Source organism: Mucilaginibacter ginkgonis (assembly GCF_009754905.2).
Classification (GTDB): Bacteria; Bacteroidota; Bacteroidia; order Sphingobacteriales; family Sphingobacteriaceae; genus Mucilaginibacter; species Mucilaginibacter ginkgonis.
In genome coordinates this window covers 427,331-441,728 of sequence record NZ_CP066775.1, presented here as the reverse complement: position 1 = coordinate 441,728, position 14,398 = coordinate 427,331, and the positions used below count along the sequence as shown (strand labels likewise).

Here is a 14,398-nt window from a genome sequence, read left to right as displayed (position 1 = left end):
ATAATTTATTTGAATCCTGGTTTTCCATTGTAAGGAATACCCATGCTATTTTGCTCATAATAGCGATCAATATCATCTTTAAATCCCATTCCCTGTAAATGCGTATCTTTTTTTACCGCGCCGAGTGGGAAATGTCCTTCCATATGGTAACCAAGGATATCCAGTTCGTCAGAAAAAGATATATCTTCCCGGTCATATAGGGCAAGCCTGTTATCCAAGTATTCTTTGAATTTTGCCTCATCCGGCATGAGGTCGGCGAAGACCATCAGGTCAAATATCGAAATGATCCAGGCCCATTTATATTCCTCGCTCATGACGCCACTGCTGATCAAATATTTTAAATTCGAAGCGATACCGGCGAGATGTTCAAATGTAACAGTGATCTTGTAATAGGATTTAACCGACGATTTATTGATAACCAGTTGTTTACGAACTTCATTGGTCACATAACTAAATTCCGGCCGTTCATTGTTCTGGATATATTTTAAGGCGCTATGACTTTGATAAGAACCGGTCGATACGGTCTGTTCGAGGCGTAACTTCAAACCTTTTAATGCGCCGCGTTTGTGTTTATCATTCAGTGAACCGGCTTTGACTTCAATAATATAAATCGCATCGGCAGATATGCCGAGTATATCCAGTTCCGTTTTTTTCGAATCGCCGTTTCCATCCGGAACATAATAGTCTAACGACGAATAAAATTGAGCGCTGGGCAATAACTTTTCAAATAAACGCTTCGCTTTATGTTCAATGTAATTATCCTTGGAATTTGGATCGGTGTTGCCCTGATAGTGATTTTGAAAATAAACTTCACTGGTAGATTTGATCAGATTTTCGGTGATTCTGAAAATATTCCTGAATGACAGGTTCAGTGAAAAATGATAAAACTTGTCTTTTTCTTTAATTAGCGGCTGCAATTTGATGATGGTGTCGTTCAAAATAAAAGCTTTGAATTTCTCCGGTTGAAAGAAAATTCCATTTTCACCAAAGGCCGTAGACAGTTTTTCGAACACGGCTTTCTCTTTTTCGCTATGGGGGATCACCCAAAAAATCGTGTTATAACTAGTAATATCATCTAGGCTGCGCAGTAAGACAGTATCAGGCGTGTCTGGATTTTTAAGATCCGGATTAGCGTCGGTAAATTGCTGGATAAAATGTTTGCCTGTTTCCATCATTGTTTGGAAAACTTTATCCTCGCCTTGGGTGGCCATCCATTCTTTTAGCCGGTCGTGCGAATTAGCTGAGCCTAGAGGATTTCCCACTTTAGAATAGACCAGGCTGTCCAACTTAAGAATTACACGGAGCAGGTCATCAGCGTCAAATTGATAATATTGATTCAGATATTCGCTAAACGGGGCAAATAGTTCTTTGAATATTTCCGTCACGTGTATATGATAGCCGCTACCCCTAACATTAATTCTTTCCGTAACGATCTGGGTTCGGAGCCAATGATCCGATTGATTGCAGTTGGCAGGTATTTCCGCGGACATCTCCCACATCCCCATATTATATTTAATCCTGGACAACTGCTCATAAATGGCCTGCAGCTCTTCCGCGTTAGGTGTCAATTCACTCGTATTAGCAGTAGCAGCAGCAATGCTCATCGCATATTCCAGCAATAGCTCGATCTCATCATCATTATGAACCAGTTGCCCTTGATCGATCGCGTCCTGATGCTTGTAATTTTCCATAAACAGGGTGTAAGAATTAGGCATGGCTTTGATCAGTTTCGCCCCGAGACCACCCAAGACATATATTTTATCAAAGTTATTGATAGACGTGATTAATGCCTCAATTTCTGTTTTAATCCAGTCAAGATAGCGTGGCCGATCTTTTTGAATATTGGCAAATACCTCCTGCATTTGTCTTTTTAATTCCTCCGGTAAATATTCTGTATGCATGGTATTATTCAATTAATTCATTTCGACGGGGTGGGCTTGATTGCAAAGATCGTTTTCTAACCACTAGTCTTATTTAAAGCGACCAGCAGCCAGTTGTTTGTCGAGCCAGCGGCTGAAGCGTCCTGTTTTGTCGTCTGCGGCAAAAAAGCCTTCTTCAGGTGTGTAGAGTGTGCGGCATAATACTGTGGCCAAACGCATACAGCCATTTTCGTTGAGCAGTAAACCGGTTTCAAACAGGGTTCGAACAAAACCTGCGGTATCGAAAGTGTCATCTTTGTTGATCAGTTTTGGGATCTCCCCAATAGACAGCGTTTCTTGCTGTGTCAGCGCATAGATGATCACATGTTGGTCAAAACTTAGTTTGACCGGTTCCCATTCCCTTCGTTCGTTAGCAGCTTTCTCTAATTCTTGAGCAGAGGTTTCAATAATATCATAATTCCAGCCACTCATTTGATCTGTGGTAACAGGGTTTCCGATTAGCAAGGTATTCAGGCCTTCGATTTCGAGATCCTCACCGAATACATCAGCCGGAATATCGTACAAATATGATAAGCGTGTCCAGATCATCTCCAAAAGGTGCATTAACGGATTCTGGCCATTGGAAAAATAGAAGATCCAATGCCCGTTAAGCATAGGGCCTATATAAGGCATCGCGTTACCTTTGAGCAGGCTAAAGCCCTCATTGATGATCAGGCTGGGGAAAGTCAGTGGTGAAAAGCCGCCCTTTTGTTTTTCAAGCGTGGAAATATTGTCCTTTAAGTATTCAACGAAACCTTGTCTGAGTCCGTGTTCAGTGGTATAGCCCTCATAGCCCAGTACAATGCGTACAGGCATCACTGCTTCAAAAAATAACATATGAAAAACCTGGCGTTCGGTCTCATTGTCAAAATCCTCCCTGATTTTACCATCAACGATCAGATCTTTCTGGCAGATAGTGCGGAACGCATCACGGTAGATCTCCTGCTGGGCCGGTGTTATTGTTTCCCAATCGGCAATATCATAAACATCTTTTAAGTTCTCGTGCGCATCGGCTAATTGTTGCTTATTGAGCTTCTTTTTCACTTGGATCACTGCAATGACTTGCTCAGGTTCTACCTTATATTGGTCACTGTAAGGCAAACGTTCGCCTTCGCCGGTAATGACCATCACATCCATCTCTTTGGATAGAATGCCCTTCTTGCCTTTAATAAATGAATTATTGATCACCTGAAGGTCCAAACCTCCGAATAGGCTTTTGCTGATGATATCGGCAGTCAAACCTTCATACATATTTCCAATGGTCACCCGGTGATGGATGTCCTGTTCTTCAATTTTTTGGGCTTCTGCTTTAATTAAGGCCTGTAGCAGGTCCGAAACTTTTTCGATCATTTATTGTTTTTATAGAGCTAAGTTAAGCAAAATACATCCAGTCCTTGCTCAGACATGGCTCGATAATAACCAAGGACATCTACACCAGGTCAACCTCGAAAAACAAAAAAAGATCCTCGCGGAAAAACACCCCAAGATGAATTTTTCGATGGCCATGCAATAAGTTCAATAAAAGATAACTGAACATTATCTATGAAAAATCAGCAATTTGTATTGACTTAAGTATTTATATATTAGCAATCCAGTAATGGATAACTAATAATTATCAATGAAAACGACTTACGAAATAAAGAGATTTAAAACCTCAAATTCTCCCGATCTCGCTAAGGCGTTGAAACTATATGCGGAAAACATTGAACCAGCCTACCGAACTGACACGAATGAAATAATTCATTGGTTAGATAATTTTGAATTTCAATACGGCGATCACTTTGTCGTACTTGGGCTTTACTTGAATAAAATATTAATAGGTTTCACAGAATTAGCTTATTTCAAAGAGGAGCGCTTTGTTCAGGTCGATTATTTAGTTCTTGATAAACCTTATAGAAAAAATAACGCTTTTTACGAATTCGTAGATAAAATAGCTGGTTTTTTGGCAGATGAGGAATTTATTTACGACTATGTTATCTGTGAAGTTGGTTGTTATTTTGACAATTTAGAACCTACCGAATCATCAAAAATGTTGATTCGGTTATTAAAAATGTCACACTTTGGCGTAATCAAATGCGCGTATTTTGTTCCGCAATTAGGCCATCATAATTATGAAAGCCAGATGAGAGCAGTTTTAATGATCTATAGCAACGACGAAATAAAACAGCTTAAAAAAGAGACGTATCTAATGATAATTAGCGCGCTTTATTACAAATATTATGAGCGTTGGTATAGTATTGTATTTAATTACACTGAGCGGGCCAATTATAAAATAGCGTTAGATCAACTATATACCATTATTAAAAAAGATGTAGATCATCGCAAAACCATAGATATTAATGGCTATAAAAATTTATTGCCATTAAATCCTACTGATTTTAATGTTATAAAAGCAAATAATGCCACAAAGTTATTATCGTTTGTTTTAATATTTATTTTATGCCTAATAATATTTGCATGCTTGGCATTACTTATTAAGGATAAATTTGATATTGACATCGAAAAACAATCATTCCTTTTTACCATGGCTATAATAGTTGCGTCTATCGCTACATCATGGATATTTGGCAATAAAACTGATTTGGGTAAAAAGTTGGTAGAAAAGCTATTAGATAAATTATAATTAAGAATCGGCAACAACAAAGTCAACATCAACATCGCACGTTATGCAAGTTTTCCGATAATTACAAACTATCTCTTCATTAGGAAGAATGTCTTTGGTAGTAGTACATTCTATAAGCTCACCGGTATCATTAAATCTGTTAAAAGTATTCGGATTTAAAGAATGATTAACAAAACGAGCGTTATCCATGCAAAGATACCATATCCCACTTTGTTCTTGGAAACCGTAATTAGTTATAAAATTGCTAGTTAACGCAGGATAACTTCTTAATTCAGTCTTACTTATAATTTTATCAAAATCAGTATTTCTGACCCAATAAACAGCGTTTTTAGGGATTAATTTGCTAGCAAACAAACCGATACCTTTACCTGAGACCTCTTTCAAATATGTTTCGACAATCAGCATTGAGTGAACAAACAAATTGTGTTCGATGAAAATTTGTTTAAGATTGGCAGGTCTCTTAGAATGCTATCCAGTTTTGCGAATTTGGCTGCAAATTGTTCATTTTTAAAAATCCTGTAAATTAATGGGGATAGTATATGACACCTAAAAGTTTCCACTAAAGTAAAATTATAAAGAGCGGCTAATTCTAAAATATATTTTTCAGAGAAAAACCAAACTTTCTCTGACTCCCCGTTGTAAAACGAATTAACAATCACTGCCTTTCGGTTAAAAGACTTTTTACCAATTAATTCAAGAGTGTAGCTGTTCTCAAATTCCAAAATCATTTTTCCATCAGTCTTTAATAGTCTTTTAAACTCTTTTAGAACTGCCGGGGGATCGCAATAATTGATGACGCTTCCAACGCAAATTATTAGATCAAATTGTTGATCTCTTAATGGAATCTTTTGAATATCGGCGACTAGTGAATTCTTAAGATTTTCCAACCGCTTCGCAGCAATATCAACATGAAGGATGTTTTTCTCTTCTAAGTCATAGCTATATCCGGCCGAACCTGCATTTAAAATCTTCCATTCTTTTATGTCAAAAGTGATGAGCACTTTCTTGATAAAGGCGTTAATCATTGCTTTAGTATGCGTATGCCATTTATCCTTTTCATCCCAAATAATCTCCAGGTGATTGTATTTTTCGGCAACTGCTTCCAGTGAGATTTCTTTCATTGATAATTATTAGTTATCAATTATTCGTTCAAGGAATAGATAAGGAAAAATTCATTCTCGGATGTTTATCTGCTAATATTTGTTTTTGCTTTTCGAGACTTACATGTGTATAAATCTGAGTGGTCATGATGGAGCTATGGCCAAGCATTGATTGAATATATTTTATATCGACATTATTTTCTAGAAGTAGCGTTGCAAACGTATGCCGCAACATATGTGGTGTCACCCTTTTTGTGATGTTAGCTTTTGAAGCTAGATTACGAACTAAAATTCTGATTGACTGGTCTGAAAGCTTGTTACCCAAGCGGTTGACTAATAGAAATTTGCCATCACTTAAATTATTTTTTGAATGTTTGCAATAGGCCCTTAGGATTTTAAGTACGTCAAGATTGCAAATTTGAATCATTCTTTGCTTACCCCCTTTTCCAAAAAAAGTTACGAGGCCCGATTCTAAGTCTACAGAACTATGAAGTAAGCCAGAAATTTCAGACACTCGTGCTCCGGTGGCGAACAATAGTTCTATTACAGCAGTATTACGCAAAGCTTCTTGATAGCTGTAAGCTGACCTTTTTTTATCTGCTAAAAAATCATATGTTTTGCTAAGTAATGCATGGGATTCTAACAGCGTTAATGCTTTTGGTAAAAATTGCGGCTCCTTAATTTGAATTTTTATTTTGCGCAGGGGATTGGAAATGATTAAATCCTCAAATTCCAAATAGTTAAACATTGCCTTTAGTGTGGCAACTTTTCTTTTAACTGTTTTTGGTTTCCAACGTGAGAGCTCTTTCAAATAAGCTTTAAAATGGATTTTATCTATGCAGTTGATTTGTGAAGGGAAGTTTTGAGCTTCAATGAATTTGGTAAATTGAAGCAAGTCGATTTCGTAACACCTAATGGATTTTAACGAAAGGTTTTTTTCATATCTGCAATGATTTGAAAAGTCAGTTATCGCCTGTTTAAGATTGAGCATGCTTTTATGATTAAAGATTAATAAAGTCGAAAGATGACTTAATCTTTAAGAAGAACAATATTCCTTAACATGAATAGCATAAAAAAGCGTCAAGGTTTATAACACTTGCGAAAGAAATTAATCAAATTGAAATTGAGTATTTCAATCAACGAAGATTAAAGATTTACTGTTATAAATATTTTTTGTAAATCTTAATTATTACTGATCATAAATCATCCGATTTAAAACCTATTCTTTTTCTGGGCATAGTTGTCGATTTACTTTCTAACAGATTGTCCAAATATTGAAAAACGATTTCTAAGTTTTTATCCTGGTTATCAATCCTCTTCTTAATTAATTCAATTTGGTATTTCATATCACCGTTCTCGAGCATCGCCTGTCTCATGCTTATAAAGATCCGAATGATCTGAATATTGATAAGAATGGCCTTTTCGCTATTTAAAATACTAGAAAGCATAGCAACGCCAGGTTCTGTGAAACAAAAAAACAAATAACGCGATCCACCTCGTCTATCAGTTTTTGAGGTCACAAATTGTGACCTCAAAACTTCAAACTCATCTCGAGTTAATTCAAACATAAAGTCTTCAAGAAATCTTGCAATGTTTCTCCGGACAGCTTGCTTTAATACTTTTGTATCAACATCGTATAAATCAGCGAGATCGCTATCTAACATAACTTTTAATCCTCTAATAACAAATATCCTGTCGGCAATTTGCTCGTTACTAGTTGATGCAACTTCCATGTTATACAGTTAAAGCTTTTTCAGCTAATTTATTTTTCAGGTATTTCATATCAGCTTGCAGCTTCCGTTCAACTACCCTTGCATAAATCTGCGTAGTAGAAACTTTCGTATGGCCAAGTATTTTACTTACAGTTTCAATAGGTACCCCATTAGATAAGGTTACTGTTGTTGCAAAGGTGTGTCTCGCCATGTGAAACGTCAAATTTTTGTGGACGCCGCAGAAGTCGGCTATTTCTTTTAAGTAACTATTTACTTTCTGGTTCGACAGAATTGGAAATACTGATTTGGTATATAAGGCCCGCGCATTGCCCTTATATTTTTCAAGGATTGCAACCGCTCTTGGAAGCAAAGGAAAATTAACGGGTTCGTCAGTTTTGCATCTGAAGGTCCTGATCCACTTTTCTCCGTCCTCTGCTATCACCACTTGCTGCGGTTTTAAGGACATCAAATCTCCATAGGCCATTCCGGTATAGCAACTGAATATAAACAGGTCTTGAATAAGTCTCAGGCGTTCGATATCGAACTCCTTTTCTTCTATAGCAGCTAATTCAACATCCGTTAGAAATTCTCTTGACACGCGTTTCATTTTGATACGGAAAGTCGCGAATGGATCACGTTCAATCCAATCCATATGCATAGCAAGATGGATCATCTTTTTTAATCTCTTTAAGTGAATCTTTATGCCATTGTCTTTCAGCGGCTTGTGATGATCTAATGGATGATAATTTCTGAGGAAGGCATCAAAGTTTTGGATAAAACTGAAATCAATATCCTTCAGGAGAAGATCGTCAGCGTGATACTGACTAATCACAAACTTTGTGAGGTAGCGCTGCGTTACTCGGTAATGCTTTAACGTAGCCGGGTCAAGGCTTTTTCCTGATGTCTCATTATGATAAGCCATCAGCTTATTGAGTGTAAGGGTTTCATCAGCCTCCCCAAGGAATAGTGATTTAATTGTTTTGGGGGTAATCAGTTTTCCTTTTAATAATAGTTCCTTATAACAGTTACCTAAAGCCAGCCGTACATCCTCGATGTAGTTGTTGATCAATCTGGCTTCGTCGCGCGTACCTTTTACGCCACCCTTGCCGAAGTCCCAGATAGCCAAACTTACCGTTTCCTTTAAAGCAATATATGCCTTTTCCTTATTAACGGTAACGGATACATAAAGCGGTGCTTTTCCGTTCCTGGCTTTGTCGGATTTAATGGTGAAATAAACCCTGAATGAATTTGAAGTTTTCATTATAAAATTAAATTAGTTAACGCTTCTAGTCGCTCTGAACTAATTAGAATCCTGGGTTCGAATGCAGCCCGTGTCATGAACCCATCAAATTTCTTAATAGATTAATGATCAGACACTTACTATTTTTCGAACACCCAAAATTAATAACTAATCAAAGGTGGACAGTAAGGTGTTCAGAAATCCGGCTTTAGAAAGGGTTACACGGGGGATAATTAATGAAAAAACCCCCAAAACAAGCAGTTAAGAGGGTTTTTGTTGGACTTGAAGTACAACTTTGTGATCCCGCTGGGACTCGAAATAAACGTAATAACTTCTTTATTTTCAATACTTTAAGTACAAACAGAAACCATATGAGTACCTAATTTAGTACCGATTTATTTGTAGTTGTTTGTATCAGATGAATGAACAAATTTTAAAACAAATATAAAAAAATTATTGTTCTTTTTGCTGAATTTAACTTTTTAACTTGCACGATACCTGAATAACGTGAATCCTATAATATTATCACGTTTATCGATTGCAATTGTATCTTCTCTGGTATCCGACTATAGAGTTCATCAATATCGCGAGGTTTTAAAAATGATCTTCTTCTCATCTTGAATTCAGTCTGGATTTTTGTTCATTAAAAAAGTTCTGAATGGAGGCGCCCGAAACTGTAAGAAATTTTCGTATTTTAAAATTATAGCAAAGACGTCGAAATATAGGTGTTTTAAATCAACTGCGTGGCTTTAATAAGTTTTAAGTAAATAAGCCTTATAAAATGTTATTACTGGCAATGTATGACGGATTACAAAAATGATTTTGATCACTTTTTTACCTGAAATTAATTACATTCGGTATGACTTGTTATCAAGACATTTGCGATCATGGAAAATGCGGCTTTGTTAAATGCTATCATCCAAAATGCCATTGATGGAATAATCACTATTGATGATCGGGGCTGCATTGAATCTATTAATCCTTCCGCTTGCAGCCTTTTTCAATATGTACCTGAAGAGGTAGTAGGCAAAAACATTGCTATTCTTATGCCTCCTCCGGATAAGGAACAGCATGATGAATACCTGGCGCGTTACCAACGAACCGGACAGGCTCATATTATTGGCATCGGCCGAGAAGTGAGTGGTCTGCGGAAGGATGGCAGCATATTTCCGTTCAGGTTGGGTGTCAGCGAGGTTGCGTATTCAGGCAGAAATATATACACTGGCTTTATCCATGACTTGAGCCGGGAAAAAGAGGCCGAGGAACAATTGAAAGATTACGCACACAAGCTCGAAGGAGAAGTAACCGAGCGTACACATTCTTTACAGAAAATGGTTAAGGAACTGCAGCTGGCCAAAGAAGAAGTTAGCCAGTCGCTGGAAAAAGAAAAGGAACTAGGCCTGCTTAAAAGCCGTTTTGTATCTATGGCTTCCCATGAATTTCGAACCCCTTTAAGCGCGGTTCAATTATCCGCATCCCTGATTGATAAATATGCATTATCGTATGGCAATCCTAATATCAGTAAGCATGTCGGAAGGATAAAAAACGCGGTGACTAATCTGACAGCTATTTTAAATGATTTTCTTTCTCTTGAAAAACTGGAGGCTGGAAAGGTGGAAGCGGCCTTTAGCAGCTTTGACCTGGTCAAGCTGGCGGAAGAGATAATTGAGGAAATGCAGTTGTTGGCTAAACAGAATCAAAACATCATTTACCAGCATACAGGCACACAACATATTGTCCGGCTTGATCAAAACCTGCTAAAAAATTGCGTGGTCAACTTAATAGGCAATGCTATCAAATATTCGGGGGAAAATACATTTATTGAGTTTAATACTGAGATTACCGAGACGAGCTGCCAGATAACCATTAAGGACAATGGTATTGGTATACCCGAGGCCGATCAGAAACATTTGTTTGAAGCATTTTTTCGCGCACACAACACTGGAAATATCCCCGGCACCGGCTTGGGTCTTAATATCGTCGCCCGGTATGCAGCCTTAATGGATGGTCGCGTAAGCTTCGAAAGCCAAGTAAACCAAGGCACTTTATTTGCTATTTCATTACCGATCCTATGAGTAAAAAAATATTGATCATTGAGGACAATGATGATATTCGTGAGAATATTTCGGAAATACTTGAACTGGCGGGATATAACGTTTATAGCGCAGCTAATGGCAAGCAAGGAGTAGAATTAGCAATAAAGCAGGTCCCGGATATTATACTTTGCGATATTATGATGCCCGAACTGGATGGTTATGGCGTTTTGTATATGCTTAATAAAAAGCCTGAAACTGCAGCTATCCCTTTTATCTTTCTGACTGCGAAGGCTGAGCGGGCAGACTTGCGTAAAGGCATGGAAATGGGCGCCGATGATTATCTTACAAAGCCTTTTGATGATATCGAGTTGTTGAATGCTGTAGAAAGCCGGCTTAAAAAAAAGGCAATCCAGATAAATTTTTACAGCAAGTCTTTAGACAGCCTAGAGAGCATCATTGCTAAAAGCGATGGTTTGGTGCAATTAAAAAAGATTACAGCAGAGCGCAAGGGACGTGAATTTAAGAAGAACCAAGTAATTTATTATGAGGGTGATAAAGGGAATCACCTTTACTTAGTTCTGAGTGGACGGGTTAAAACGATCAAACTGGCAGAGGATGGTCGTGAATTGATGACGGGCATGTTCTACGCCGATAATTATCTTGGAGTCAACGCCATATTGTCCGGAGAACCATTTAAGGACACTGCAACCGCAATGGAAGATAGTTTTTTATATATGATCCCTAAAGACCTCCTTGACAATCTCCTAAACCTGTATCCTGATGTTGCACGCAAGTTCATCAAGTTATTGTCCTGCGATATACGGAAAAAGGAAGATCAGCTTATGCAACTGGCCTATCATTCTGTTAGAAAAAGAATGGCAGAAGCAATAGTGCGTTTGTCACGTGGAGGAGACTCCGTTACAGAAGGCTTTCGTATATCAAGGGATGACCTGGCCGCAATGGCCGGTATGGCTACTGAAACCGTCAGCCGTACCTTATCAGATTTTAAGGATGAAGGTTTGATCGACAAAAAAGGCAGTGCCATTACCATTTTGGATATGACTCGGCTTGCCAAAATGAAAAACTGACGCGGATCACTTTTATAACTGATATTACGCACGAGGGGAAAGTTTTGGACCGGTAGTTTTGTAATTAATCAAAATTATTGCGGATGAAGACGGTCGCGTACAGCATTAAACCATTTGAAAAGGAATTCTTAGCCCTGGCTAATCAAAAAAAACATGATATTACCCTAATCTCTAATCCCCTGGGCCTTGATACCCTGGATTATGCCGAAGGCAAGGAGGCCGTGATAGTTTTCACTACCGATATAGTTTCGGGACCGGTGATCGAAATTTTATCGGGCATGGGCGTCCGTTATATCGCTACCCGCTCTGACATGACCGGCCATATTGACAAGGAGGCAGCGGCCAGATACGGTATTAAACTGGCCAATACCCCTGGCCATGATCCGGATGCACTACAGGCGATTGCAAATCAGACCATAAAAAATCTCGACCGCTGGCAACTTAATAAATGTGTAGGTAATGCATGTATTTGTGCCAAAGACTGTAGAGCAACTCATCTCCAAACGCAGAAAGATCAGGTCAATGAGCGCTGAAGCAGCTTTAGTACGCCTTTCTGAGAAGTATCAGGTAGCAGCACCGCGCTATACAAGTTACCCGACGATGCCTTATTGGGATACAGCTTATTTTAATGAACAAGCCTGGATAAGTAGTGTCCGCCGGTCTTTTTTAGAATCCGGCCATGAATCAGGCATCAGCCTGTATATCCATTTGCCATTTTGCGAAGAACTGTGCACCTACTGCGGCTGTAATACAAGGATTACCAAGAATCATCGGGTGGAAGAACCTTATATTGGTGCACTGATCAGGGAATGGCGGCACTACGTCGATATCCTGGGTAAGGCACCTATCATCCGTGAGATTCATCTCGGCGGTGGTACGCCAACCTTTTTTAGTGCAAAAAATCTCCAGACCCTGATTTGCGGCCTTTTGGAAAAAGCAACCATTTATCCCGATGCTGCTTTCAGTTTTGAGGCACACCCTGCGAATACTTCTGTGGAACATCTCCAAACATTGTTTAACATGGGTTTTCGCCGGCTTAGCCTGGGCATCCAGGATTTTGACCAGAAGGTACAACAGATAATTAACCGGAGGCAAAGTTTTGAACAAGTCAAAGCAGTAACACAAAATGCGCGGCAGATTGGGTATACGTCGATCAATTATGATTTAATCTATGGTTTGCCTTTGCAAACTCTTGATGGGTTAGACTCGACGTTGAAGAAAGTGGCAGAGCTAAGACCAGACAGAATTGCGTTTTATAGTTATGCCCACGTACCGTGGCTTAAACCAGGACAACGGAAATTTACCGAACTCGACTTGCCAGATCCTGCCACTAAGTTAAAACTGTATGAATCCGGACGAAGTTCGCTAAAGAGTTACGGCTATTTGGAAGTCGGCATGGATAATTTCGCTCTTCCGGGAGATGAACTACTGAAAGCGGCAACAACCGGTCAGCTTCACCGCAACTTTATGGGCTATACAACGCATCAGTGCAAATTATCAATCGGCCTTGGCGTATCAGCCATCAGTGATACAGGTGATGCTTACGCCCAAAATATAAAAAGTGTAGAGGAATATTTAAATATCACGCAAGAAGGAAAACTCCCTCTAATGAAAGGTCACCTGATGACCGCTGAAGATGTGATTATTAGGCGGCATATCCTGCAAATTATGTGCAAAGGCCTAACTAATTGGAACCACCACACAGAGTGTTCTGAAGCTGTATTTAATGGAATTGACCGCCTGCAGCCACTTGCGGATGACGGACTCATTGAACTCAGTTCTGTCGGGTTAAAAGTGACAGCGAATGGCGAAAGCTATCTGCGTAATATTTGCATGGCGCTGGACGCCCGCTTATGGGCGGCCCAGCCTACTACAAGCCTGTTCAGCATGTCTATATAAAACGAGCAGTTTAACCGTGCGGATGATCAGAATAGAATAGTATAGGAATTATGGTTCTGCAACCCTATGATCTTACTTCCCTCAATAGCCTTATCTAAAATTGACAGATCAAATGTTTCGGGCTGCAGTTGGTTTAAAGAAAGCACTTTTTAGGCGAGGCATATTAGCCCCTGGCTAATATGGGATCTATTATGCTATAGTTACCTGCATACTATGCATGCCTTCAGTTTGTTTTTAAGAGATTCGTCCGGCTCCTTAACAAAAAAGCTCGTTTTTACCATCATATTATAAAAAAGCCGTCGGCAAACCGACGGCTTAATATTAATTGTCATGAATAAAAAGCTTAAAAAATAAATATAGCCAACATTAAAAGGTGAATGATCACGCTTAAAGCTAAAGCAGTCAGAACGACCCGTATGCCGGAGCCGCCCATACCGCTGATCACGTTGCCAAAGAATAATATCATGGTAACCGCGAGCACGGCGATCGGCGCCTGGTAATAATACATTAGTACCGCCGGGATAGGCAGGAACAAAACGCCCTGTGCAATGAGCGACACCAGAAACCAAGCAGTTTTATATGGGGCCTGGCTGTCTGCAAATTTTAGCCATTTTGTCCATGGAGTTTGTTTGTGTTTTTGAATTGCTTTTTCGTGCGACCATTCGCTGGCCAAGTGTACTTTTAGCGTTGCCATGATTTTATTATTATATAGTACAAAAATGCGACGTGAATAGCCCCAGTGCCATGACCGGGAGCATATGCAAAAATGATCTCGGTCACT

At 39.0% G+C, this 14,398-nt stretch carries 13 protein-coding genes; 5 read left to right on the top strand and 8 right to left on the bottom strand.

Annotation, left to right across the window (positions count from 1 at the left end):
- Window positions 1-5 precede the first annotated feature (5 nt).
- Entirely contained in the window at window positions 6-1,901 is a 1,896-nt protein-coding gene (locus GO620_RS02070) for a hypothetical protein (RefSeq protein ID WP_157522622.1), read from the bottom strand.
- Between the two features lie 69 nt (window positions 1,902-1,970).
- Window positions 1,971-3,269: a DUF6602 domain-containing protein gene (locus GO620_RS02065; RefSeq protein ID WP_157522625.1), complete on the bottom strand. Its 1,299-nt coding sequence runs from the start codon at window positions 3,267-3,269 to the stop codon at window positions 1,971-1,973.
- A 268-nt stretch (window positions 3,270-3,537) separates the two neighbouring features.
- On the opposite strand from GO620_RS02065, the gene GO620_RS02060 reads away from it, so the two are divergent.
- The gene (locus tag GO620_RS02060) at window positions 3,538-4,542 is read left to right on the top strand and encodes a hypothetical protein (RefSeq protein ID WP_157522628.1); all 1,005 of its coding nucleotides are present in this window, start codon (window positions 3,538-3,540) and stop codon (window positions 4,540-4,542) included.
- Here GO620_RS02060 and GO620_RS02055 read toward each other — a convergent pair whose 3' ends face one another.
- The 5 genes from GO620_RS02055 to GO620_RS02035 all read right to left on the bottom strand — a co-directional run bounded on the left by GO620_RS02055 (window position 4,543) and on the right by GO620_RS02035 (window position 8,615).
- Complete coding sequence (locus tag GO620_RS02055; RefSeq protein WP_157522631.1) at window positions 4,543-4,947, bottom strand: SET domain-containing protein-lysine N-methyltransferase; 405 nt, start codon at window positions 4,945-4,947, stop codon at window positions 4,543-4,545. It abuts the gene before it with no gap.
- Complete coding sequence (locus GO620_RS02050; protein WP_157522635.1) at window positions 4,941-5,663, bottom strand: class I SAM-dependent methyltransferase; 723 nt, start codon at window positions 5,661-5,663, stop codon at window positions 4,941-4,943. Before GO620_RS02050 ends, GO620_RS02055 begins: the two co-directional genes overlap by 7 nt.
- Window positions 5,664-5,691: 28 nt before the next feature.
- The gene (locus tag GO620_RS02045; protein ID WP_157522638.1) at window positions 5,692-6,633 is read right to left on the bottom strand and encodes a tyrosine-type recombinase/integrase; all 942 of its coding nucleotides are present in this window, start codon (window positions 6,631-6,633) and stop codon (window positions 5,692-5,694) included.
- A gap of 205 nt (window positions 6,634-6,838) precedes the next feature.
- Window positions 6,839-7,375 (bottom strand): ORF6N domain-containing protein, encoded by a 537-nt coding sequence (locus tag GO620_RS02040; protein ID WP_157522641.1) that lies wholly within the window; start codon window positions 7,373-7,375, stop codon window positions 6,839-6,841.
- Between the two features lies 1 nt (window position 7,376).
- Window positions 7,377-8,615: a site-specific integrase gene (locus GO620_RS02035; RefSeq protein ID WP_157522644.1), complete on the bottom strand. Its 1,239-nt coding sequence runs from the start codon at window positions 8,613-8,615 to the stop codon at window positions 7,377-7,379.
- 866 nt (window positions 8,616-9,481) lie between these two features.
- Between GO620_RS02035 and GO620_RS02030 the strand changes: the two genes are divergently transcribed.
- The 4 genes from GO620_RS02030 to hemN all read left to right on the top strand — a co-directional run bounded on the left by GO620_RS02030 (window position 9,482) and on the right by hemN (window position 13,617).
- Complete coding sequence (locus GO620_RS02030; protein WP_157522647.1) at window positions 9,482-10,669, top strand: PAS domain-containing sensor histidine kinase; 1,188 nt, start codon at window positions 9,482-9,484, stop codon at window positions 10,667-10,669.
- Window positions 10,666-11,718: a response regulator gene (locus GO620_RS02025; RefSeq protein WP_157522650.1), complete on the top strand. Its 1,053-nt coding sequence runs from the start codon at window positions 10,666-10,668 to the stop codon at window positions 11,716-11,718. The genes GO620_RS02030 and GO620_RS02025 overlap by 4 nt, the downstream gene beginning before the upstream one ends.
- Before the next feature lie 83 nt (window positions 11,719-11,801).
- Entirely contained in the window at window positions 11,802-12,251 is a 450-nt protein-coding gene (locus GO620_RS02020; protein WP_157522653.1) for a Rossmann-fold NAD(P)-binding domain-containing protein, read from the top strand.
- Window positions 12,241-13,617, top strand: coding sequence for an oxygen-independent coproporphyrinogen III oxidase (gene hemN, locus GO620_RS02015; RefSeq protein ID WP_157522656.1), 1,377 nt, complete (start codon window positions 12,241-12,243; stop codon window positions 13,615-13,617). Before GO620_RS02020 ends, hemN begins: the two co-directional genes overlap by 11 nt.
- A 343-nt stretch (window positions 13,618-13,960) precedes the next feature.
- On the opposite strand, the gene GO620_RS02010 is transcribed toward hemN, so the two are convergent.
- Window positions 13,961-14,311, bottom strand: a complete 351-nt coding sequence (locus tag GO620_RS02010; protein WP_157522659.1) for a hypothetical protein — start codon at window positions 14,309-14,311, stop codon at window positions 13,961-13,963.
- Window positions 14,312-14,398 lie beyond the last annotated feature (87 nt).